Annotated in this window: 20 protein-coding genes; 10 read left to right on the top strand and 10 right to left on the bottom strand. The window is 67.9% G+C overall.

The features are described from left to right. Window positions 1–7: 7 nt before the first annotated feature. Window positions 8–580 carry a PadR family transcriptional regulator gene (locus ACIHA7_RS20495; protein WP_397291637.1) on the top strand — a complete coding sequence of 191 codons (573 nt, stop codon included), beginning with the start codon at window positions 8–10 and terminating at the stop codon, window positions 578–580. A gap of 15 nt (window positions 581–595) precedes the next feature. Here ACIHA7_RS20495 and ACIHA7_RS20490 read toward each other — a convergent pair whose 3' ends face one another. Next, on the bottom strand, window positions 596–982 hold the full coding sequence (locus ACIHA7_RS20490; protein ID WP_397291635.1) for a VOC family protein: 387 nt from the start codon (window positions 980–982) through the stop codon (window positions 596–598). 259 nt (window positions 983–1,241) lie between these two features. On the opposite strand from ACIHA7_RS20490, the gene ACIHA7_RS20485 reads away from it, so the two are divergent. From ACIHA7_RS20485 to ACIHA7_RS20460, 6 genes are all read left to right on the top strand, one after another. After that, window positions 1,242–2,492 (top strand): erythromycin esterase family protein, encoded by a 1,251-nt coding sequence (locus tag ACIHA7_RS20485; protein WP_397291633.1) that lies wholly within the window; start codon window positions 1,242–1,244, stop codon window positions 2,490–2,492. Between the two features lie 195 nt (window positions 2,493–2,687). Next, window positions 2,688–3,998, top strand: a complete 1,311-nt coding sequence (gene secY / locus ACIHA7_RS20480; protein ID WP_397291631.1) for a preprotein translocase subunit SecY — start codon at window positions 2,688–2,690, stop codon at window positions 3,996–3,998. A gap of 42 nt (window positions 3,999–4,040) precedes the next feature. Next, the gene (locus ACIHA7_RS20475) at window positions 4,041–4,856 is read left to right on the top strand and encodes a LuxR C-terminal-related transcriptional regulator (RefSeq protein WP_397291629.1); all 816 of its coding nucleotides are present in this window, start codon (window positions 4,041–4,043) and stop codon (window positions 4,854–4,856) included. Window positions 4,857–5,065: 209 nt separating this feature from the next. Continuing rightward, the gene (locus ACIHA7_RS20470; RefSeq protein ID WP_397291627.1) at window positions 5,066–6,082 is read left to right on the top strand and encodes an Rv2578c family radical SAM protein; all 1,017 of its coding nucleotides are present in this window, start codon (window positions 5,066–5,068) and stop codon (window positions 6,080–6,082) included. 133 nt (window positions 6,083–6,215) lie between these two features. Beyond that, window positions 6,216–8,168: a 2-oxoacid:acceptor oxidoreductase subunit alpha gene (locus ACIHA7_RS20465; RefSeq protein WP_397291625.1), complete on the top strand. Its 1,953-nt coding sequence runs from the start codon at window positions 6,216–6,218 to the stop codon at window positions 8,166–8,168. After that, window positions 8,165–9,244 carry a 2-oxoacid:ferredoxin oxidoreductase subunit beta gene (locus ACIHA7_RS20460; RefSeq protein ID WP_397291623.1) on the top strand — a complete coding sequence of 360 codons (1,080 nt, stop codon included), beginning with the start codon at window positions 8,165–8,167 and terminating at the stop codon, window positions 9,242–9,244. Before ACIHA7_RS20465 ends, ACIHA7_RS20460 begins: the two co-directional genes overlap by 4 nt. Window positions 9,245–9,323: 79 nt before the next feature. Here ACIHA7_RS20460 and ACIHA7_RS20455 read toward each other — a convergent pair whose 3' ends face one another. Beyond that, window positions 9,324–10,334 (bottom strand): malate dehydrogenase, encoded by a 1,011-nt coding sequence (locus tag ACIHA7_RS20455; protein ID WP_397291621.1) that lies wholly within the window; start codon window positions 10,332–10,334, stop codon window positions 9,324–9,326. Between the two features lie 98 nt (window positions 10,335–10,432). On the opposite strand from ACIHA7_RS20455, the gene ACIHA7_RS20450 reads away from it, so the two are divergent. Next, window positions 10,433–10,750, top strand: a complete 318-nt coding sequence (locus ACIHA7_RS20450; protein WP_397291619.1) for a hypothetical protein — start codon at window positions 10,433–10,435, stop codon at window positions 10,748–10,750. A 5-nt stretch (window positions 10,751–10,755) separates the two neighbouring features. Here ACIHA7_RS20450 and ACIHA7_RS20445 read toward each other — a convergent pair whose 3' ends face one another. Both ACIHA7_RS20445 and hisS read right to left on the bottom strand, forming a co-directional pair. After that, window positions 10,756–11,403: a hypothetical protein gene (locus ACIHA7_RS20445; RefSeq protein WP_397291617.1), complete on the bottom strand. Its 648-nt coding sequence runs from the start codon at window positions 11,401–11,403 to the stop codon at window positions 10,756–10,758. 148 nt (window positions 11,404–11,551) lie between these two features. Further along, window positions 11,552–12,829: a histidine--tRNA ligase gene (gene hisS, locus ACIHA7_RS20440; RefSeq protein ID WP_397291615.1), complete on the bottom strand. Its 1,278-nt coding sequence runs from the start codon at window positions 12,827–12,829 to the stop codon at window positions 11,552–11,554. Between the two features lie 196 nt (window positions 12,830–13,025). Here hisS and ACIHA7_RS20435 point away from each other — a divergent pair, with 196 nt between their 5' ends. Both ACIHA7_RS20435 and ACIHA7_RS20430 read left to right on the top strand, forming a co-directional pair. Then, window positions 13,026–13,904: a peptidylprolyl isomerase gene (locus ACIHA7_RS20435; RefSeq protein WP_397291613.1), complete on the top strand. Its 879-nt coding sequence runs from the start codon at window positions 13,026–13,028 to the stop codon at window positions 13,902–13,904. Between the two features lie 402 nt (window positions 13,905–14,306). Continuing rightward, window positions 14,307–14,858 carry a hypothetical protein gene (locus ACIHA7_RS20430; protein ID WP_397291611.1) on the top strand — a complete coding sequence of 184 codons (552 nt, stop codon included), beginning with the start codon at window positions 14,307–14,309 and terminating at the stop codon, window positions 14,856–14,858. A 52-nt stretch (window positions 14,859–14,910) separates the two neighbouring features. Here ACIHA7_RS20430 and ACIHA7_RS20425 read toward each other — a convergent pair whose 3' ends face one another. The 6 genes from ACIHA7_RS20425 to ACIHA7_RS20400 form a co-directional block, all read right to left on the bottom strand. Next, complete coding sequence (locus ACIHA7_RS20425; protein ID WP_397291609.1) at window positions 14,911–15,297, bottom strand: DUF4913 domain-containing protein; 387 nt, start codon at window positions 15,295–15,297, stop codon at window positions 14,911–14,913. Window positions 15,298–15,355: 58 nt separating this feature from the next. Further along, entirely contained in the window at window positions 15,356–17,191 is a 1,836-nt protein-coding gene (locus ACIHA7_RS20420) for a type IV secretory system conjugative DNA transfer family protein (RefSeq protein WP_397291607.1), read from the bottom strand. Between the two features lie 38 nt (window positions 17,192–17,229). Further along, window positions 17,230–17,757 (bottom strand): hypothetical protein, encoded by a 528-nt coding sequence (locus tag ACIHA7_RS20415; RefSeq protein WP_397291605.1) that lies wholly within the window; start codon window positions 17,755–17,757, stop codon window positions 17,230–17,232. Between the two features lie 140 nt (window positions 17,758–17,897). After that, window positions 17,898–19,529, bottom strand: a complete 1,632-nt coding sequence (locus ACIHA7_RS20410) for a peptidoglycan DD-metalloendopeptidase family protein (RefSeq protein ID WP_397293108.1) — start codon at window positions 19,527–19,529, stop codon at window positions 17,898–17,900. Window positions 19,530–19,719: 190 nt separating this feature from the next. Further along, entirely contained in the window at window positions 19,720–20,028 is a 309-nt protein-coding gene (locus tag ACIHA7_RS20405; RefSeq protein WP_397291603.1) for a transposase, read from the bottom strand. Between the two features lie 55 nt (window positions 20,029–20,083). Further along, a complete protein-coding gene (locus ACIHA7_RS20400; RefSeq protein ID WP_397291601.1) occupies window positions 20,084–22,516 on the bottom strand; it encodes a hypothetical protein in 2,433 nt (810 codons plus the stop codon). Window positions 22,517–22,523 lie beyond the last annotated feature (7 nt).

The raw sequence follows: 22,523 nt of genomic DNA, 5'->3' as shown, positions 1-22,523 counted from the left end.
GGAACCCATGTCCGCGGTTCGCCTGCTCGTTCTCGGCGCTGTCCGGCGCCGGGACCGCGCGCACGGGTATCAAGTACGCGCTGACCTGGAATCCTGGGGTGCCCACGAATGGGCCGGCGTGAAGTCCGGCTCCGTTTATCACGCGCTCAAAGCCATGACCGGCGAAGGACTGCTGATCGCGCACGAAATCACGCCGAGCACCACGGGTGGGCCGCCGCGCATCGAATACGAGGTCACCGACGCGGGCGACCAGGCCTACTTCGCGCTGCTGCGCACCGCTCTCTCACAGCGGGATCCGCGAATGGACATGCTCGCCGCCGCCGTCGGTCTCATCGATGATCTCCCCCGCGCCGAAGCCATCGCCCTGCTGCGGCAACGCGCCGAGGCGATGGAGCAGTGGCGGACGAGCGTCACCAGCGAACTGCCGCCCGGCACCGATCTGGACACCTGGGGGCCGGTCGGCGAAGTACTCGGACTGTGGTTGCACACCGCAGACAGCCGCGCCGAGTGGACCCTTCGACTCATCCGCCGCCTCGAAGCGGGCGCGTTCGATATGGCAGACGACAAAACTCGGCAGTGAGCGAGACCGGTGCGCTCAGGGGCAACGGGTGGCGAGAACGCAGAACTCGTTTCCTTCCGGATCGGCCAGGGTCACCCAACTCACGTCACCTTGGCCGACGTCCGCGTACCGAGCACCCAAGTCCAGCAAGCGGCGCACCTCTTCGTCCTGATCCCGGTCGGTCGGGTTGACATCGATGTGCAGCCGGTTCTTGATCGTCTTGCCCTCCGGCACGCGCGCGAACCCCAACGTCGGCGGCACCGGACCGGGACGATCCCTCCCTTCCGGCACCGAAGGGGAACCGATGGTGACGAACCCATCCTCTTCGTCCAGCACCTGGTAACCGAGGACCGCACACCAGAACTGAGCGAGACTCACGGGATCGGCACAGTCGATCGCGAGCTCGGTGAACTTACTGGCCATCTCAGGACCTTTCAGTGGATAACGGCTGCGCCCCACTCAACCCTGCACCGAACAGTTCGGCCACTCGATTTTCGCTCGGCGATGATCCGTGCAGTGCCGACCGATACGTCCAGCGACGTACCCGAGGAGTCGCTTCCTGAAGGACGCGCATCCGACCGCCGACCGCGATCGTGGAGATGCAGCGAAAGGGAAGTCGATGCATCGACACGAACGTAATTGGCGGCGGCGGTTGGGACTTGTCGCCGTGGGGATCGGGACCGTGGTGCTCGCCGGCACGCCGACGGCCACCGGGCATCCGGAGCAGTCCGTGCCCGACTGGATCGGACACCATGCCCTCCCACTCGACCACATCGACCCCGCCGGATCGCTCGAAGACCTTATCCCCTTTCGTCATTCGATCGGCGACGCACAGATCGTGGGGCTCGGCGAGTCGACTCATGGTGCGGCGGAAGAGCTCACGCTCAAGCACCGCACAGTGCGTCTGCTGGTCGAAGAGCTGGGGTTTCGTTCCCTCGCTGTGGAAGATCAGTGGACAACGGGGCTTCAGGTCAACGACTACATCCGCACGGGCACAGGCGATTTGAGCGTGATCGTCGACCAGCTCGGCGGGCAGTGGCAGACGCGGGAGGTGGCCGACGTGCTGCAGTGGCTGCGCGACTTCAACATCGGGCGCGCCGACAAGGTGCAGTTCTTCGGCGTCGAGTACTACCTGACGGGCCCGGCGGCCTATGACGCGGTCGACGCCTACGTCGCCGGGGCCGCACCAGAGCATCTCGCCGAGCTCCGCGATCACCTCGAGGCGATCCGACCCACCACACCGACAGACGACTACGTCCGCTGGTACCAAGGCGTTCCGGACAAACAGCCCTATGTCGACCATGCGCGCCGCGTTCATGACCTGATCGCCGACGTGCCACACGAGCCCGAGTCCAGAACCCATGAACTGGCGCTACAGCATGCGCGCCAGATCGTCTCGTTCTACGAGCATTACCGCCTGCCCTTTGCCGACAGCCTCGGGTACCGGGAGGCCCACGCGGCCCAAAACCTCAGGTGGTGGCGTGAATTCACCGGTGACAAGGTCGCGTATTGGGCGGCGAGCGCGCACACCGCCAACGCTCCTGAACTACGAATCACTGTCCCGCCCGGCCCCGACCTGCGCTTCCCGAGCGCGGGATCGTATCTGCGCCAGTGGTACGGCCACCAGTACTTGTCGATCGGCTTCACCTTCGACCACGGTGCCGTCAGCGTCGGACCCGACGAAACCGCTGTCATGCCACCGCCCGCCGCGGGCTGGTTCGAACAGCCCTTCGGCAAGGTGCAGCTCGACCAGTTCGTCCTGGATCTGCGTCGGCCCGCACCCATTTCGGTGCGACGCTGGCTCGCGGCTCCCGTGCGAACGCGGGGCCTGGCCCATGCTGGCCCCGGCTCGTACATGGACGGCGGCAGCCTGGCTCAGTGGTTCGACATGATCGTCCACCGCCAAGAGATCAGCCCCGCCGAACCGCGCTGACCTCCGCCGAGCGGCTGCGGCCGATGCACCGCAGCACGCACGCTGCCTGACTCCCCCAGTCGGGTGAGCTCGAAATCGGTCTCCCGGCCGACGTTTATGGGCACCGACTTTCCATACCGTCGAGGAGCCCCGCCGAGCCGATCCCGTAACGCGTGGATCCACTCGGCTTCTCAGCGTCGCCCCTCAGGAGCTACTGTGCTTTCCGCCTTCATGTCGGCTGCCCGAACCCCGGAACTCCGGCGGAAGGTGTGCTGGACGCTCGGACTGCTGGCGTTGTTTCGGCTCGGCGCGATAGTGCCTTCTCCCGGCGTAAATTTCGCGGCGGTGCGCAGTTGTATCGAACTGAACTCGGGTGGGGAATCCGCAGGCATTTACCAGCTGATCAACCTGTTCTCCGGCGGCTCGATGCTGCAGCTCTCGGTTTTCGCGGTCGGCGTCATGCCTTACATCACCGCGAGCATCATCACGCAGCTGCTGACCGTCGTGATCCCACGCTTCGAGGAGTTGCGGCAGGAAGGGCAGTCGGGCCAAGCCAAACTCACGCAGTACACCCGCTATTTGGCGATGGCGCTGGCATTACTGCAAGCCACGACGCTGGTTGCGTTGGCCGCGCGGGGGCAACTGCTGCGCGGCTGTGCCGACGACATCTTTGTCGACAGTTCGCTGTTCGCGATGCTCACCGCGGTGCTCGTGATGACGGCGGGGGCGGCGCTGGTCATGTGGTTCGGTGAGTTGATCACCGAGCGCGGTTTCGGCAACGGTATGTCGCTGCTGATCCTCGCTGGCATCGCCTCGCAGATTCCCGCTCAGGGCGGGTCGATCCTGGAGAGCCGGGGCGGAATCGTCTTCGCCGGTGTCTGTCTCGCGGTAGCCGCGCTGATCGTCGGCGTGGTCTTCATCGAGCAGGGGCAACGCCGGATTCCGGTGCAATACGCCAAGCGGGTGGTGGGCCGGAAGATGTACGGCGGTTCCGCGACGTACCTGCCGCTGAAGGTGAACCAGGCCGGTGTCATCCCGGTCATCTTCGCCTCGTCGCTGCTCTTCCTACCGAACTTGGTCGCGCAGTTCATGCAGGGGAACTCCAGCCCCGTAGCGGCGTTCATCCAGAAGTATCTGGCCGACACCGATCATCCCGTCCACGTAACCGGCTATTTCGCGCTGATCGTTTTCTTCTCCTACTTCTACGTCGCGATCACCGTCAACCCGCAGGAGCGTGCGGCGGAGATGAAGAAATTCGGCGGCTTCATCCCCGGCTACCGGCCCGGCAAACCGACCGCCGACCATCTGAGTCATGTCCTCAATCGGATCACCCTGCCCGGATCCCTGTATCTCGGCGCCGTCGCGGTGCTGCCGAACCTGGTGCTCGGTTTCGGTACGTCCGGTTCGGCGTCGATGCTGGCCTTCGGCGGCACCTCCACGCTGATCATGGTCAGCGTCGCCCTGGACACGGTCAAACAGCTCGAAAGCCAGGTGCTGAACAGGAATTACCAAGGGTTTCTGCGATGACATGCTGGGCATCGGCGGCTGATGAGCCTACGGTCTGAAACCATGGCTGCGAACCGCTCGACCCATCCGCTGCTGCGCGTGGTGTCCACGCTCATTCTCGCGATCACCGCGATGACGCTGTCGGTCGCTACCGCGCACGCGGACCCGCGGCCGACCAATTACTCGGTGGACCTGCGGCCGGACCGATCGACGGGTGACGCCGACCCCGCTCGCGGGCCGGCCATCTCGGTGCTACTGGCCGACGGTCAGCTGCTGTTTCGGCTGGGTATGCAGGCCGCGATCGCAGGCCAACCGGATATGGCCTGCGTCGCGGAGGTCAGTGACGGCCGCGCCGCCGTTCGGGAGATCCAACGCCTGCGCCCGGACGTGGCCTTCATCGATCTCGACCTGCCCGGCTTGACCGACGCCGGGCCGATCGACGCCGCTACCACCAGAATCCTCGCCCTCGCCACCGAGCACACCGACGAAAACCTCTATCGCGCATTACAACTCGGTGCGACAGGGTTCCTCGCGCGATCCGCGCCCGTCGACGACCTGCTCGCCGCCGTCCGCACTGCGGTGCACGGCGCCGCCCTGATCGACCCGGTGCTGACCAGGCAGCTGATCACTCGCCTGTCCGCAGGCAGCGAACCGTTCCCGGCCACCCCGGAGGTCGAAACCCTCACGCCGCGGGAACATCAGGTCCTTCGGTTCATCGCGAAGGGGTACACCAACCCCGAGATAGCCCGCGCCCTCGGCATCGGCGGACAAACCGTCAAAACCCATGTCTCGCACGTGCTCACCAAACTCGGCGTCCGTGACCGCATCCACGCCGCGGTCTACGCGCACACCCGCCGGATCGGGCCGATCGAGACATAGCGGCCGATAGGCTGGCGGGGGGTTCGGCTGCTGGAGTCGAATGGCACGAGTTAGGCCGACCCATCCAGCATCATCGATGCGCGAGGCCGGGAAATCACGGCGCACTTCGACGCCGACCGAATGCAGATAGCGCAGGTCGTGCGGCCGCCGTCGTGACCGGCGCGCGGTAGCAGATTGCACTCCAGGCGAACATATGTTCGACTGGAGTGGTGCGGTGGCAAAGCCAGACCTTGGGCGCCGACGACGGCGCGCTGCCCGGGCTCACCCGGGCCGGGTTGACGCGCACCGTGCAGACCCCGGAGTTCGAGGGCATCACCTTCCATGAAGTGCTGTGTAAAAGCGCGCTGAACAAAGTGCCGGAGAGTTCCAACCTGCCGTTCCAGTGGACGATCAACCCCATGCGCGGTTGTTCGCACGCCTGCCGCTACTGCTTCGCCCGTCCGACACACGAGTATCTGGACCTGGACGCCGGCCGGGATTTCGATTCCCAGATCGTGGTGAAGACGAATATCGCCGCGGTGTTGCGCAAGGAGTTGGGCCGCCGCTCCTGGCATCGGCAGCCGGTGGCGCTGGGCACCAACACCGACCCGTACCAGCGGGCCGAGGGCCGATACCGGTTGATGCCCGGCATCATTCGCGCACTCACCGACTCGGGCACGCCGTTCTCCATCCTCACCAAGGGCACCCTGCTGCGCCGGGACCTCCCGCTGCTCACCCTGGCCGCGCGCGAGGTGCGGGTGAGCGTGGCGGTGTCGATCGCGATCTTCGATCTGGACCTGCACCGCAGCCTGGAAACCGGCACCCCGGCGCCGAAGGCCAGGCTGGAGCTCGTGCGCGCGCTCAGCGAGGCGGGCTTCGACGTGAATGTCATGGTGGCGCCGGTGATTCCGTGCCTCACCGACAGCAAGGCGCACCTGGACGAGCTGTTCGGCGCGATCGCCGACGCGGGCGCACGCTCGGCCGTCGCCTTCCCGATGCACCTGCGCGGCAGCACCCGCGGCTGGTTCCTCGACTGGCTCGCCGAGCATCATCCGGCGCTGGTCCGGCGCTACCGTCAGCTCTACGGCCGTGGCGCCTATGTGACGCCCGAGTACTCGACCTGGCTGCGCGAGCGAGTCGACCCACTCCTGAAACGACACGCGCTGAAGCCGGAAAAACGGGCCGAACCGGAGACACAGCCGCAAAGTCCGCACGCCACAGACCCGCAGCTGGCATTGTTCGGCTGAAGCCGCGCGCGATCGACCACCGGTACCCCGCAACGCAATACCCGGGAACCTCACATATCGGGCGGACGTACCGAGCGGTGCGGAGTAGTTTGGCGATGGCACCCTCTCATCGACGAGGAAGTGAAGCAGGCAGATGGTTTCGCACCACAACGATGTCGGCCCAGCCCAAAATGCCGCCGACGCAGCGAAATTGGAAAAGGTGGTCATTCGGTTCGCCGGTGACTCCGGCGACGGCATGCAGCTGACCGGCGATCGTTTCACGCACGAAGCGGCCGCGTTCGGCAACGACCTCGCCACCCAACCCAACTTCCCCGCCGAGATCAGAGCGCCCCAGGGCACGCTACCTGGCGTTTCGTCGTTCCAGATTCAGATCGCCGACTACGACATCCTTACCGCGGGCGATCAACCCGACGTACTCGTCGCGATGAATCCGGCAGCGCTGAAGGCGAATCTGGAGGATCTGCCGCGCGGCGCCACCGTCATCGTGAATACCGACGAGTTCACCAAGCGCAACCTCACCAAGGTCGGCTACCCCGCCGACCCGCTGGACGACGGCACGCTCGCGGACTTCGTGCTGCACCGCGTCCCGATGACCTCGCTCACCCTCGGCGCCACCGAATCCACCGGCGTCGGTAAGAAGGACGGCCAGCGCGCGAAAAACATGTTCGCGCTCGGGCTGCTGTCCTGGATGTACGGGCGGCCGATCGGCGGCACCGAGAAGTTCATGCGGGAGAAGTTCGCGGCCAAGCCCGACATCGCCGAGGCCAACGTGCTGGCGTTCCGGGCAGGCTGGAACTACGGCGAGACCACCGAAAGTTTCGCGACCACCTATCAAATCGCGCCCGCGAAACTGCCGCCCGGCACGTATCGCCAGATCACCGGCAATACCGCGCTCGCGTACGGATTGGTCGCCGCGGGTCAGCTCGCCGGGCTGCCCGTTTTCCTCGGCACCTACCCGATCACCCCCGCCTCGGACATCCTGCACGAGCTGAGCAAGCACAAGAACTTCGGCGTCACCACCTTCCAGGCCGAGGACGAGATCGCGGGAATCGGTGCGGCACTGGGCGCTTCGCTCGGCGGCGCGCTGGGTGTCACCAGCACCTCCGGCCCCGGGCTCGCGCTCAAGAGCGAGACCATCGGCCTCGCGGTGATGACCGAGCTGCCGCTGCTGGTGATCGATGTGCAGCGCGGCGGGCCGTCCACCGGCCTGCCGACCAAGACCGAGCAGGCCGATCTGCTGCAGGCGCTGTACGGGCGCAACGGCGAATCACCGGTCGCCGTGCTCGCGCCGCGCTCCCCCGCCGACTGCTTCGCCACCGCGGTCGAGGCGGCCAGGATCGCGCTCACCTATCGCACACCGGTGCTGCTGCTGTCCGACGGTTCGATCGCGAATGGTTCGGAGCCGTGGTCGATTCCGCAGGTCACCGACCTGGCGCCGATCGAAACCGGGTTCGAGCCGGAAGGCGACGACGCCGACCCGTTCCAGCCCTACGCCCGCGACCCGGAAACCCTGGCCCGGCCGCTCGCCGTCCCGGGCACCAAGGGTCGCGCGCACCGGATCGGCGGGCTGGAGAAGGCCGACGGCAGCGGCAACATCTCCTACGATCCGGCCAATCACGAACTGATGGTTCGGTTGCGGCAGGCCAAGATCGACGGCATCAGCGTGCCCGATCTCGAGGTCGAAGATCCGGATGGGCGGGCCGAACTGCTGCTCATCGGCTGGGGTAGCTCCTACGGGCCGATCGGTGAGGCCTGTCGCCGCGCGCGCCGGCGCGGCGTGCCGGTCGCGCAGGCGCACCTGCGTCATCTGAACCCGTTGCCCGGCAACGTCGGTGCCGTGCTGCGGCGCTACCGCACGGTGGTCGCACCGGAAATGAACGGCGGCCAGCTCGCGTTGCTCCTGCGTGGGAAGTACCTGGTCGATGTGCAGCCGTGGACGAAAATCGCGGGCACCGCGTTCTCCGCGCAGGAACTCGTCGGCGTGATCGACGCCGCGTTGGACGGCTCGATCGAGGAGATGGAACAGGACAAGGCCTTCGCCGCCAGAGCGCGGGCCACGTACGTCAGCACTGGGGGTAACGAATGACCATCGTGGAAACCTCGCTTGTCGGCACAGATCTCGGCTTGACCGGACTGTCCGGGGTACCCGCCGCGGCGGGTCCGCAGAAGGTGAAGGACTTCACCACCGATCAGGAGGTGCGCTGGTGCCCCGGCTGCGGTGACTACGTGATCCTCGCGACCGTGCGCGGATTCCTCGCCGAACTCGGATTGCGCAGGGAGAACCTGATGTTCGTCTCCGGGATCGGCTGCTCGAGCCGCTTCCCGTATTACCTCGAGGCGTACGGCATCCACTCCATCCACGGCCGCGCGCCCGCCATCGCCACCGGGCTCGCCGTGACCCGCCCCGACCTGTCGGTCTGGGTGGTGACCGGCGACGGTGACGCGCTGTCCATCGGCGGTAACCATCTCATCCACGCACTGCGCCGCAACGTCAACATGACGATCCTGTTGTTCAACAACCGGATCTACGGACTCACCAAGGGGCAGTACTCGCCGACCTCGGAACAAGGCAAGGTCACCAAGTCGACCCCCATGGGTTCGGTGGACCACCCCTTCAACACGCTGTCGATCGCGCTCGGCGCCGAAGCCACCTTCGCTGCCCGCGCCCTGGACTCCGATCGCGCGGGACTCACCGAGGTGCTGCGCGCCGCCGCCGAGCACCGCGGCACCTCGTTCGTCGAGATCCTGCAGGACTGCCCCATTTTCAACGACGGGTCGTTCGACGCCCTGCGCCGCGACAATGCCGCCGCACACCTGGTCCCGCTGCACCACGGCGAGCCCATCCGCTTCGGTGCCGACAATGAATTCGCCGTCATCCGAAGCGGTTTCGGGCTAGAGGTAACCCGCACCGACGCTGTCGCCGAATCCGACATCGTCGTACACGACGCCTACACCGACAACCCGGAATACGCCTACGCCCTCTCCCGCCTCTCCGACCAAGCGCTCGACCACGTCGTCACCGGCGTGTTCCGTAGCGTCAGCCGCCCCACGTACGACGACGGAGTGCGCGCACAGACGGCGCTGGCGCGGGAACGCAAACCGGTCGACCAGGACTCGCTGCAGTCGCTGCTCAGCGGTCCCGAAACCTGGACGGTCAGCTAGGGCCTGTCGCAAAGTCCGGCCGGATGCCTCCGGGCTGGATGGGACTTTGCGACAGGCCCTAGGTCAGGCTGTTCCGCTGTCAGGGGCGCTTGGCGAAGCCCAGGTCGATCACGGCGTCGCGCTCCTGGGTGAGTTCGGCGACGCTGGCGTCGATTCGGGTGCGGGCGAAGTCGTCGATGGGTAGGTCGGGGACGATCGTGTAGGTGCCGTCGGTGCAGGTGACGGGGAACGAGCTGATGAGGCCCTCGGGGACGCCGTAGGAACCGTCGGAGGGGACCGCCATGGAGACCCAGTCGCCGTCGGCGGTGCCGCGCACCCAGTCGTGGATGTGGTCGAGGGCGGCGCTGGCCGCGCTGGCGGCCGAGGAGGCGCCGCGGGCCTGGATGATGGCGGTGCCGCGCTGCTGCACGGTGGGGATGAAGTCGTCGGTCAACCAGGCCGGATCGTCGATGCGGTCGAGGGCGGGGCGGCCGTCGATGGTGGCGTGCGCGAGGTCCGGGAATTGGGTCGCGGAGTGGTTGCCCCAGATGGCGACTCGGGCGATGTCGGCGGCGGGCGCGCCGGTCTTCTTGGCCAGCTGTGCGATCGCGCGGTTGTGGTCGAGGCGGGTCATCGCGGTGAAGCGGGCGGCGGGGACGTCGGGTGCGTTGCTCATCGCGATGAACGCGTTGGTGTTCGCGGGATTGCCGACCACGAGCACCTTGACGTCGTCGGCGGCACTCGCGTTGATCGCGGCGCCCTGCTCGGTGAAAATGGTGCCGTTGGCGGCCAGCAGATCCGAGCGTTCCATCCCGGCCGTGCGCGGCCGCGCCCCCACCAGCACCGCGACGTTGGCGCCCGAAAATCCTTCCCACGGATCATCACTGATGTCGATGGACTCCAGCAGCGGAAACGCCCCGTCCTCCAACTCCATCGCCACGCCCTCCAGCGAAGCCACCGCCGCCGGAATCTCCAACAGCCGCAACCGCACCGGCGTATCCGCACCGAGCATCGCCCCGGACGCGATCCGGAACAACAACCCGTACGCGATCTGCCCGGCCCCGCCGGTCACGGCAACGGTCACGGGCGCGGTCCGGCCGCCGGCGCTCACGACCGAGTCTCGCTCACGCTCGGCTCGGTCGTGCGCACCCGCACACCGGACCGTCGGTTCGCTCGTAGACGCTCGCTCACAGCAAACTCCTAGTAGTTGTGCGGACTCTCGATTTTCACCCTAACGACTCCCCCTCCCCGGAAAACCGCACGGTGAGCAACGAGACAGTCGTTCCTGTTCCCGCCATCCCCTTCCCCGCCCGTTGCCGCTGTTTCGAGCACTCCGCAGCACGGGCCGCCGAAGCGCGCGACAAGCGCGAGAATCTCGACTGCCATGACGGCTCCGACCGCAGGCCCGAACCGCGAGGATGGGACCGCCCGCGGATCAGCGGCTGCACACTAATTCGTCTGATGCGCACGGAACTGCCGCCGATCTCGCACTCCGTGAAGAACCTGCGCGATCGGGCGCTCGACTGAAAAGCTCAGGTCAGCGCGGCGACTTCTCGGTCGGTGAGAACTACCGGCGAGACGGCGTCTTTGACCCGCGCCATCTGAACGGCGCGGTACAGGGGTCGCTCGGCTAACCTCGCGTCGCGCGCTTCGGCGCGTAGCTGGTGTACCAGCAGCGCGGAAACGGCCACGGCAGCGGCTAGTTGGCTGGTCGCCAGCGCGTCGGCCAGGCGGCGCAGACCTAGGAGATGCAGTTCGCGGCCGCTGCCTGCGTCGGTATACATGGCCAGGGGGACGATTTGGGAGATCTCCCCTGCGGTCACGCGCAAGACGATACGGCTGAGGCGCGCGGGGAAGATCAGTACCTCGACGCCGGTCGCGGCGGACACCTCGATCCGCCGTTCACCGAATAGTCGGCGAGCGTGGATCATGGTGCCGGACATCCACATTCGACGCCGACGCAGGGCGAAAGCGTAGCCGACGGTCGGTGCGCCGACGACAAGTCCGATGGTCGCCGCGATCGGCCAGCTGACCACGGTCGCGGCCAGTAGTGCGGAGCCGATGCCGATGCCCGCCGCGGCCAGCGCCAGCCTGCGCAGCATCGGCGCGTACATCTCGGGTGCGACGAGGTCCAGCCCGACGGGTGGATCCGGGTGCTGCTCACCAGAATTCGACGACACAGGCCCACCTCTCCGCGACTCCGCGCCACGTCGTGCGCGCAGTCACGTTACCCCCGCACCCCCACTCCGGTGCCCCCTTCCGCGACGTTGCCACCGTTCCATACCCCACCGTGACATGCCGCGGGCACGGCGACGACGCCGAGACGACCTAGCCGGACACGTCCAGCGCTTCGCGAATCGCGACAATCACCTCACCGATCGGAATCTGACGCTGCTCCCCGGTCGCCATATCCTTCAACCCGATCGTCTCCTCGGTGAGGTCGCGATCCCCGAGCACCAGGGTGAACTTCGCACCGGATCGATCGGCCGCTTTCATCGCGCCCTTGACCCCGCGCCCACCGTAGGCGAGGTCCACGCCGATCCCAGCCGCACGCAGCTGCGCGGCCAGCACCACCAACCGCTGTTTGGCGGCCTCGCCGAGCGGCACGCCGAAGACCTCGCAGCGCGCGGGATCGCCTGCGGTCTTGCCTTCGGCTTGCAGAGCAAGCACCGTACGGTCCACCCCGAGCCCGAATCCGATGCCGGACAACGGTTGTCCACCGAGCTGCGCCATCAGTCCGTCGTAGCGCCCGCCGCCACCGATGCCGGATTGCGCGCCGAGTCCGTCGTGCACGAACTCGAAGGTGGTCTTGGTGTAGTAGTCGAGCCCGCGCACCATCCGCGGATTCACCACGTACGGCACGCCGAGTGCGTCCAGGTAGCCGAGCACCTGCTCGAAGTGCGTCTTGGCGGACTCGGAGAGGTGGTCGATCATCAGCGGCGCGTCGGCGGTCATCGCGCGCACCTCCGGCCGCTTGTCGTCGAGCACGCGCAGCGGGTTGAGCTGTGCGCGCCGCTTGGTCTCCTCGTCGAGCGGCAGGCCGAACAGGAACTCCTGCAACAGTTCCCGATACTGCGGACGGCAGGTTTCGTCGCCGAGCGAGGTGAGCTCCAGCCGGAAACCGTCCAGTCCGAGCCCGCGGAAGCCCGCGTCGGCGACTGCGATCACCTCGGCGTCGAGCGCGGGGTCGTCGACGCCGATCGCCTCGATGCCGACCTGCTGTAGCTGGCGGTAACGACCGGCCTGTGGTCGCTCGTAACGGAAGAACGGCCCGTTGTAGACCAACTTCACCGGCAGCTGCCCGCGGTCGAGCCCGTGCTCGATGACGGCCCGCATCACACCCGCGGTCCCCTCGGGGCGCAGCGTGACGCTGCGGTCGCCGCGGTCGGGGAAGGTGTACATCTCTTTACTGACCACATCGGTCGACTCGCCGACGCCGCGGGCGAACAGCCCGGTGTCCTCGAAGACCGGCAGCTCGATATGTCCGTAGCCGGCCAGCCGGGCGGCGCGGATCAGCCCGTCGCGCACCGCGACGAATTCGGCCGAGCCGGGCGGGACGTAGTCCGGTACCCCCTTCGGGGCGGAGAAGCTGCTGGTCTTGGTCACGATGGTCCAGTTTCCACCACCACGCCCCCGCAAGTCCAACCGGTTACGCCGACCTCCCGATCCGCACCCGTTCGTGCCCGTTATGCGCGATTCCGGCCACCTGTGAGGCGCACCGCACTCGGGAAGTGTCGGGCAGTCTCAGGAATAAATGGCAGACTCTCATGCCGTAACAACCGGACACGGGAGGAACGTGGTAGTGCCGAGCAACGAACAGCGGCGAGCAGCGGCGAAACGTAAGTTGGAGCGCCAGCTCGCCAACCGGGCCGAGCGCGCACGCAGGCGCAAGCAACTCACGATCGCCGGGTCGGTGCTCGGTGTTGTCGTCGTGGTCGCCGCGGTAACCGGGGTGTACTTCCTGACCAAGAGCGACGACAGCAGCAACGAGGCCAAGGACGCGACCCAGTCCAGCAGCGCGCCGTCGGCGGCCGCACCGCCACCGGCGGTGGCCAAGCCCGCGCTGGTCAACTGCGTCTACAAGGACAGCCAGAAACCGGCGGACAAGCCGGCCACCAAGCCGGTGAAGGCGGAGGGCATCCCCACCACCGGCAACGACGCGAAGGTCAGCGTCAGCATGGAGACCAACCAGGGTCCCATCGGCCTGACCCTGAACAACGCCGAATCGCCCTGCACGGTGAACAGTTTCGTCAGCCTGGCGTCGCAGAACTTCTTCGACGGCACCAACTGCCACCGGATGACTTCGGGCGAGGGCCTGAAGGTGCTGCAGTGCGGCGACCCGACCGGCAGCGGCATGGGCGGGCCCGGCTACGAATTCGACAACGAGTACCCGACGGATCAGCTCGATGCCAACGATCCGATGGCCGCGCAGAAGCCGATCGCGTACAAGCGTGGCGTGCTCGCCATGGCCAACGCGGGCCCTGGCACCAATGGCAGCCAGTTCTTCATCGTCTACGGCGATTCGCAGCTGCCGCCGAACTACACCATTTTCGGCACGGTGGACGAGAACAGCATGGGCACCCTGGACAAGATCGCCAAGGGCGGCCAGGACGACTCCAACGGTCCCGGCGACGGCAAGCCGAGCCAGCCGGTCACCATCGAGTCGGTCCGCGTCGACTGACATCGGGAAACCCGTTCGGGCCCTGCACTTGCACGAGTGCGGGGCCCGACACGTGTCGCGGCGAGGAAGGCGACCCTGATACTTCGGTAAGGGTTAGCTCAGGCCGGAGATACTCCGGCGAGTTCGCGAGCCTGTCGGAATTGTGCGATATATGCTGTTAAGCGGCACGGCCGTACGGTTGAGTCGCGGCTTTCTCGGGTAACCTCGAAAGAAGGAGTTCCCGTAGCGTAGTAACCCCTTCACCTGGGCGACCCCCGAGCAAGGGCGCGCGACGACACGGAGTTCTCCCGGTGTCCAAGTTTGCAGCCGGGGCATCCTCCACGGACTACAGTTCGCGTGGCGGTGCCCAGACAAAGCACCACAACAACCATAATGTGATCACTGCAGCATCGGGGAGCAGCCATGTCCGAGGAACTGGACGACATCGGCCGCGAGACAGCGGCCATGATGAGGACTATGTTGCAGCTTGCGACACTGGTCGCACTGCGGACCCGCGAGCGTGGTCAAAAAGAAGCCGAAGCGCGCGTCAAGGTGACCGAGGCTCGCATGAAAGAGGCCCGCGAGATGCAGATCCGCGAGGCCCGCGACTCGAAGGCCAAAGACCCGCGCAACACCGAGCTCGCCAGGATGATCGAGAAGCCGATCCCCGAGCGCGGTGTCTCGCTGGAGAAGGATCGCTTCACGGCGCAGGCCGAGGCCACCCGCATGGCGGGCATCGCCGCCGCCGCGCACGCCAAGCCCGCCGTGCAGTACGACTCGCCCGAACGCCGCATGGCGATCGCCGCGCATCTGGCGAAGATGGGCGTCGCGCCCGAACTCGCCGCGGTACGGATGCTGATCGAAGTAGGCCAGGCCCAGCCCCCCATCGAGGCGGTACGCACTCGCCCCGAAGAGGCGCCCGCGGTCACCAGGGCCAGGGAACAGGAATCCCGCGGCCTGGAACGCACCAGGTAGACAACCGAGAAAACGCCCGCTTATCAAGCGGGCGTTTCTTTTTCGCTGCACACTACATCCGGAAATCACCGATCGTCGGATCACCGAACATGCCGTGCTGCGGCGACTTCAGCGGCAACGGGCTGAGCATGTCCTTGTGCCCGTTACGCACACTGCAGTACTTGAACGGCCCCTTCGGGTCGAACAGCTTCGACATGTGCGGATCGGCGTGATCGAGGAACCACACGCTCAACCCCGTTGCCCCGTCGAGCCGGAAGTGCTCCCAGGCCCGCCACATCGCGTCCAGGCGGGCGATCGCCTCGGCGTGCTGCCACCACTCCGGGCACCACACCGTGTCGCTGAGATCGGTGACCTGACGCCGGTACACCAGACTCAGATAGTTCTCCACGAACTCGACAACGCTCGCGTAGATCATCGGCTGCTGCTGCTGTTCGGTCACGGCCGCGCCTCACTGGCGCGCGTGGTAGCCGATGGTGCTGCGTCCGAGGCTCGCTCGCTCACAGTGGCCTGACCTCCTCGACCTTCCCGAATTCCGGCGGCGGCGTGCCCTTGCTGAGCGACGGCGTACCCGGAATCAGATCGGTGATCTCCGTCTTTCGCTGCGGATCATGATGTGAGATGGACTGCTTCACCTCGGCAGCGTACTCGCCCTCCCACCACGGAACCGTACGAACCAGTACCGGCGGCGCGCCGGACGGGAAGACGATCACCCGGCCGCGAGGCAGCTGGGCCAGCGCCTGCACGCTGAACGTCTTCGACGACCCGAGCGAACGCGAATAGCTCTTGCCGCCTTTGGATTCCGACACCGAGGCGGACACCACCTCGTAGTCGCCGATCGCCTCGGAACGCTCGCGCAGGAAGTTCGTATCGTCTACCCCGCTTCCCAGCACCTTGATGTTCGCGGCGGCCCACAGCGCGTTCATGCCCGGCTCACCCCAGCAGCGCACGCCCTGCGCCCACGACTGCAGCACGGTCATCACCACGATGCCGCGCGAGCCGAAGTGGCTGTACTGCTTGGGCAGATCCTTCCAGCGCACCACGTTCGCGGCCTCGTCGAGCACCGCGAGCAGCGGAATGGCCAGCCGGCCACCACCGGACTGCGACGCCTTGCGCATGGCCACGTCGATCACGGCCTCGGTGAGCGCGCTCACCAGCGGCGCCGCCGAGCCACGGCCCTCCAGCGAGAGGCTGTAGAGGGTGCCGTTGCGTTCGATGAACTCGAGCTCGTCGAACTCCCTGCGGTCGCCGCCGCGGGTGATCCACGGGTGCACGTTGGACAGCTTGAGGCAGCGGATCATCTTCTTCGCGGTGCCGAAAATGCCACTGCGCGTGCGGGCGTCGGTGTTGTACTGCGACGACAGACCCGACGCGGTGTAGTGATGGCGGGCCGCGCGCAACAGCTCGATGGGCTCGGTGTCCTGCGGGTTGGTCACCCATTCCCACACCTGCACGATCGGCCTGCTGCCGTTGCGGTCGCCGACGGCCGCGGCCAGGAACAGTCCGGCGAGCAGATCCTCGGCCTCGGGGTCGAAGAACGCGTCGGTCTTGGCGTCGGAGCCGTCGTCACCGTCGGCGAAGTGCCCGGCCAGCCGCGCCGCCCGCATTTCGCAGCCCTCGCGGCGCGCGTCCACCCAGGCCAGCGGATCCCAGAACCAGCTGGGCTCCTCCCCTGCCACACCCTGCGGGTCGAACACGAATGTGGGACTTCCCTTGGCCTCGCGCACATCTCGGGTCGCGTCCACCACGTCGCGCTTGTTGGAGGTGGCCAGCACCGGCCCGATCGCGGTGAGGATCGCCGGGATCACCCGTGAGGTCGACTTGCCCTGCCGCGGGCCCCAGATGTCGAGGTGCAGATCCTCGTAGGAGCCGTACAGCATCTGGCCGTCGGCGATCCCGATGCCGATCGGCACGCCGGGCACGTCCTCGGTGCCGAGGCGCACGCCGAGCTGCTGGGCCTTCTCCCGCACACCCTTCGCGGTGAGGTGGGCGATGGCGCCGCCCTGGCCCATCACACCGGCCTTCTCGTCGACCGGCAGCACACCGATGGACCTGCGCTTCTTGAGCTGCCTGCGGATGAGCACCCAGGCCAGCACCGCCGCGACCACGATCAGCACGATCACCGTCGACGCCCGCGGCCACCGCAGGTCGCCCCTGATCAGGTCCGCGACGATGGCAATCGGATTGATCGGGATCGACTGCGTCGGGAACGACAGCATGTTGCCCAGATGCAGCGACAGCCAGAGCGTTCCGAGGATCGCGAACCCGGCGTATAGCAAAATGAGGGTTGCGTCCGGCCCGATCGCGGCCGGATCTTTGACCGGCTTCTTCGCCATGGCTGCCTCCTCTTTCTGTGCGGGAAATGTCTTGGGGTTCAGCGGAACGCGTCGAGCCGCCAGCCTTCGGGCGTGCGCACCACGGTGGCGATGACCGTCGCGGGCGGCAGCGTCTCCTTGCGGCCGTTCGGGTAGACGACGGTCTGCTCGATGCCGATCTTGAACTGCTGCATGTTCGGGTCGCCGCCGCTGGGCGGTTTCTCGCCGGAGGCGAAGGTGAACGCCCCGACGCGCGCCTTCGCGGCGGCCCAGTCCGCCCACTGCAGCGTGGTCCGCGGCGTCTCCAGGCCGGTTGGTGAGCCGTCCAGCATGCGAACCAGGCTGGGACCCAACCACTTCCGGGCCCGCGTCAGCGACGTGCCCTGGGCTTCGGTGGCGGGTTGCCAGGTGTAGATCTCCTGCAGCGCGGCCACCGCGACGCCGTCGGGCGTGACCGGGTCGGGTGCGGGCACCCCTTCGAGCAACCGGGTCGTTGACGTAGCCGGGGGCGCGCCACCGGATCCGGTGTCCGCGCCGTCTCCGCGACCACAGGCCGCGCCCAGCATCGCGACGCTCACCACCAGCATCACCACCAGTTTCGCGCGTACCTGTGCCGTGTTCGATGTGCGGCGGGGCCCGTCGTTCCCGCCGCTGTTATTCCAGGCTAACCGCATCGACCGACAGTTCGGCAGTCCCGAGGTCGCGTGTTCGGATTCGTTGCCCGCGATCACAACACCCTCCTCGCCCGGCTGTCCCCCGGCACCTGCACCTCGCCGACACCGCCGCCGCCACGCGTGCCGGGCACCGCCTGGATCATCCGCCCGTTTCCGGAGTAGATGCCCACCTGGGCGGGCCCGCGCAGGCCGAACGAGCTGAACACCAGATCCCCCTCCTGAATCTTGCTCATCGGCACCTCGACGCCCGCCTCCCACTGCTGTTCCGCGGTGCGCGGCAACGTCACCGAGCCGGACGAGGCCGCGAACACCGCGGCCGCCGTCAAACCGGGGCCGTCCAGTCCGCCGCCGCTCGGCCCCTGCGGGCCACCGCCACCCCACACGTAGGGCGTGCCGAGCCAGTCGTGCGCGGCCTCGACGATCTGACTGCCGCCGCCGCCCTCCTCGGGTGCGAACCGGCCGAGCGCGCCCGGCGCGCGGTACTGCGCCTCCATCGCGAGAATGTTCGCCACGTACGGCTGGGTCTCGGACAGGTGCGCCGCCACCCGATTCGGCATGCCGCCGGACGCGAGGACCGCGCCTTCGCCGGCGTTGTACGCGGCCAGCGACAGGGCGGTGATGTCGCCCTGCACCTTGCCCTCGGCCTGCCACTGCGTGATCTTGTTGGCAATGGCGCACATATAACGGCCCTGCCCGATGATCGCGTCACCGTCGTCCCACACGCTGGCGCTGCCGTTGCCGTCGGCGTCGATCACATAGGGCTGACCGTCATCGGGGTTCACGCTGACCGCGGTGGTCGGCAGGAACTGCGCCAGGCCCTGCGCGCCCGCGGGCGAGGTGGCGCCGCGACGGAAGCCGGACTCCTGCTTGCCCTGCGCGGCCAGCAGCGACGGGGTGATCTGCGGGCAGATCGAACCCGCACGGCGATACCAGATTTCGAGTTCCGGCGGCACCTTGCCCGCCGCGAGCGCGCCGCCCGCGCTGCCGAACCCACGGGTGCAGCGCGGATCGTTGGAGAAGGCCTGCGCGCCACCGACATCCGGCGTCGGCGCGCCGTCCAGCCAAGGCAGCGGGTCGATCTGGCGGCCGCCGGTGAACCGGCCGCCGGGCACGATCTCGAAATGCAGATGCGGGCCGCTGGATTCGCCTGCGGAGCCGACCTGGGCGATCGGCTGGCCCGCGCGCACCGTGTCACCGACGCGCACGTGCACGCCGGAGTCCCACATGTGGCCGTAGACGGCGGAGTAGGCGCGGCCGTTGGTGTCGATCGAGTCGACGACGATCCAGTTGCCGAAACCCGATGCGGGCCCGGCGGCTACCACCCGGCCGTCGGACACCGAGTAGATGGTGGTGCCGTCGGTGGCGGCCATGTCGATGCCGAGGTGCTTGCCGCCGCGCGCGCCGAAAACGTCGGACACCGTGAAGGTTCCGCTGGCCAGCGGCAGGGTGCGCCGGATCGGCCCGGCACCGGCGGCCAGCGACGGCGCGCCCGAGCTGGTCGGGTTCTGCGTTCCCGACGGCGGCGCCGCGGCGGCCGGATTCGCCGCTGTTCCAGAAGGATTCGCGCGCGGATCACCCGGCGGGTGGCCGCCCAGCGGCGGCAGGTTCGATTGGGTGCCGAGGATCAACGCGCCCTCGCACGGGTCGTCGACCGAGGGCAGCACGATGACCACCACGAGGGTCATCAGCGCGAGCACCGCGCCGAGCGCGCCCCACAGCAGCCCCTTCCCGGTCACCGCGGCCTCGCCGGGCCCGGCCCTCCACGCCGCCCCGTCACCACGCCGGACACAGTGCGGGCCGAGCGCATCGGCCATCTCGGCCGAAGCTGACCTTCGGTCCGGCAGTGGAGGTACAAGCCTGCGGTCGGCTCGAAGTTCACTGCCCGCGCCGGGATTCGTTGAGGGTGTCGGCGAGGGTGCGGTTCATCTCCGCGGCGGCCGCCAATTGTTGTTGCAGCAGCGCCACTTTCCGGCGCAGCGCGGACGCGTCCAAGCGCTCCAGGCTCGGGCCCTCGGCCGCGCGCACCCAGTTGCGCACCGAGTTGGTGTGCACACCGATCTGCTCGGCGACCACGCGGCAGGCTTCCGACTCGCTGCGCATCTGCCCGGTGAGCGCGATGACCTGCTGGACAGCGGCCTGACGCACCTCGGGCGACACCCGGCGATAGGAGCGGTGTGGCATCATCCGACGCACCTCCCGTTCGGCAGGTGCATCGGTAAACCGGATCTCGGCTGATCTGTCATGCGGCGCTCCCGCTCGGCGAATCCGTCCCTCGGGCAGTCGATTCGGTGAATTCGCTGAACCGCTGGTTGGTGTCGTGAATGCCGCTCTCCTTCTCCGAGAGCGTGAACTCCATGTGGAACGGAATGCCGGGGCGCCGATCCTCGCCGATCTTCAGCAGGAACTTGCCGGTGCCCGGCGGCGACGGCCGCTGCTGGCCCGGTTTGAGGGCCTCACCGGTCAACGCCTGCGGCGCCGACCAGCCGGTCACCATCTGTTCCTCGGCGGAGGTGAACGGCACGATGCTGTCCAGCCGCTTGACCTCCTCGCCGGGCAGCGCGCCGAAGATCTTGGCGCGCGCGCGTTCCAGGAAGCCGAGCGCCTTGGCGATGGCGGCTTCCGAACCGAGGGCCTGCAGATCCTTGATGGTGTGACTGATCATGATCAGCGAGGTGGCGATGCCGCGCTGCAGACGGGTGAGCTCGTCGACCCGGTCGACCATGAAGTCGCCGAGGCCGAGCACCTGCCACAGCTCGTCCATCACGACCTGGAAGTAACGCTGCGGCCCGAGGTCGGCGTCGGAGAGCACGTGCGCGGCCTCGACCGAGGCGAAGCCGTCGGCCCAACAGGCCAGCATCACCGCGGCTTTGAGCTTCTTGTCACCGGTCGGGATGTGCGAGACGTCGATGCAGACCGCGACCGCACTGGTGTCGATCGGTACCGAGGTCTGGCCGTTGAAGATCGCGCCGAATGGACCCTGGGTGAGCGCGCGCAACGAGCGACGCAGGTTCTTGATCGCGTTCTGATACTCGGTGGGGTCGTCGGCGCCCGCGTCGAGCATCAACTCCTCGCCGCCCGCGACGATCACCTCGAGCAGGTGCTCCATGATCGGCGGCTGGTCCGGGGTGTAGCCACTGCCCGGCTGGTAGAGGATGCGCAGCGCGGTGGCGATGAGCGTCTCTTCGAAGTCGCGCACCCTGGCGCCGCGGACCAGCTCGACCAGACCCGCGATGAGGGTCACCTGGCGCGCCCGCAGATCCTGCAACACCTGAATCTGTAAGGCGGGGTGGTCGTCCAGGCGCGGCACCACCGCGCCGAGCACGCCGGCGGCCAGCGGATTGAGCTTGCCGTGGCCGTAGCCGAGGTCGATCACCTGGCCGCCGACCAGCTCCACCATCTTGCGGTAGTCCGGCTTGACGTCGGCCAGGATCAGCGGCGTGATGCCCTGGGCGATACCGCCGAGCACGATCCGGCGCACCAGCGACGACTTACCGAAGCCGTTGAGACCGAGCACGAAAAGGCTTGGCGCGGTGATGAAGCTGCCGCGCATGAACCAGTTCATCGGGTCGAAGCAGACCGGTGCGCCGGTGTGCAGGTGCGAGCCGAGCGGCGTGCCGATCAGCGGCGCACCGGCGCCGACCGACCACGGCCACAGGCCGGCGACCTGCGCGGTGGTGGCCCGATACTCGACCGGGCGGCCGACCACGTTCATCCGGCCGCCGCCCTCACCGGCGTAGCCGCGATCGGTGAGTTGGGCGGTGCTGCGGTCGAATCCGTCCTCGAAGACCTGCTCGGCGCGCGCGGCGTAGTTGCGGCGCCGGATGTCGTCGGTGCGAATCCGGAACTGCGCGAAGGCGGCCCGCAGACCGGTCTGCTCGCGGACGATCATCTCCAGCTTGGCGCGGGTCTGCTCGTCGAGCAGCGGCGGGCCGGAGTTCTTGCGCCGGTCGGCCTTGGCCTTGGCGCGCAGCGCCGCCTTGTCCATCACCGGCGTGCCCATGGCACGGTCGGCGGTGTAGTCGGTCTTGCCGGGACGCTGGGGATTACGCGAGGCCCGCGAGCCGTTGCGGTCTCGCACCCCCCGCTCCGGCCTGCCGTTGCGCGCCGGCTTCTGTGCGCGGGGATCCGCCTTCTGGCCGCGCTGCTCCGAACGCGCTGGACGCGCGGCTCGCTCGCCCGCACCATCCCTGCTCCGGGCGGGTCGCTCGACGGCACCGTCGCGGGCGCGGGCACTGCGGGCCGCGTCGCCGCGCGCTCGGTCCGAACTGCGCTCGCCCCTGCCGTTTTCCGAGCGCGCCCGATCGCTGTCCGGCCGCGCCCAGTCACTGTCCGCGCGGGACCGTTCAGCACGCGACCCGTCCGCGTGCGCGCTCTCGGCCCGTGCCCGTCGCTCGGCCGCCGCCCTGGCGCGCTCGCGCTCGGACTGCTCGTCGAGTCCCGACCGGTCGTCGCTCACCCGCGCCGCACCCCTGCCGAATCGGCGCGGCCGGTCCGGCATCTCCTCGATGCCGGAGCGTTCGCGCACGCCGGGGCGGCGCCTGCGCTCGGCCGGTGGACGCTGGGCCGGTAGGCGCTCGCCCCACTCGTCCTGCTCGACCTCGTCGCGCCGCTTACCGCGACGGGACGCGGGCTCGTCGCGGTGCCGTACGGGTGGCTCGTGGTCACGTGCCATGAATCGA

This window comes from Nocardia sp. NPDC052316 (assembly GCF_044547795.1).
Lineage (GTDB): Bacteria > Actinomycetota > Actinomycetes > Mycobacteriales > Mycobacteriaceae > Nocardia.
Note: the sequence above shows the minus strand (reverse complement) of the source record. Positions and strands in the feature narration are given on the sequence as shown.

Bases quoted from the DNA above. Each gene is read 5' to 3' on its own strand.
- ACIHA7_RS20415 (WP_397291605.1), bottom strand. From the start codon at position 17,757: ATGCTGGTGGTGAGCGTCGCGATGCTGGGCGCGGCCTGTGGTCGCGGA.
- ACIHA7_RS20460 (WP_397291623.1), top strand. From the start codon at position 8,165: ATGACCATCGTGGAAACCTCGCTTGTCGGCACAGATCTCGGCTTGACC.
- ACIHA7_RS20405 (WP_397291603.1), bottom strand. From the start codon at position 20,028: ATGATGCCACACCGCTCCTATCGCCGGGTGTCGCCCGAGGTGCGTCAG.
- ACIHA7_RS20400 (WP_397291601.1), bottom strand. From the start codon at position 22,516: ATGGCACGTGACCACGAGCCACCCGTACGGCACCGCGACGAGCCCGCG.
- ACIHA7_RS20430 (WP_397291611.1), top strand. From the start codon at position 14,307: ATGTCCGAGGAACTGGACGACATCGGCCGCGAGACAGCGGCCATGATG.
- ACIHA7_RS20465 (WP_397291625.1), top strand. From the start codon at position 6,216: ATGGTTTCGCACCACAACGATGTCGGCCCAGCCCAAAATGCCGCCGAC.
- ACIHA7_RS20420 (WP_397291607.1), bottom strand. From the start codon at position 17,191: ATGGCGAAGAAGCCGGTCAAAGATCCGGCCGCGATCGGGCCGGACGCA.
- ACIHA7_RS20490 (WP_397291635.1), bottom strand. From the start codon at position 982: ATGGCCAGTAAGTTCACCGAGCTCGCGATCGACTGTGCCGATCCCGTG.
- ACIHA7_RS20410 (WP_397293108.1), bottom strand. From the start codon at position 19,529: ATGACCCTCGTGGTGGTCATCGTGCTGCCCTCGGTCGACGACCCGTGC.
- ACIHA7_RS20475 (WP_397291629.1), top strand. From the start codon at position 4,041: ATGGCTGCGAACCGCTCGACCCATCCGCTGCTGCGCGTGGTGTCCACG.
- ACIHA7_RS20495 (WP_397291637.1), top strand. From the start codon at position 8: ATGTCCGCGGTTCGCCTGCTCGTTCTCGGCGCTGTCCGGCGCCGGGAC.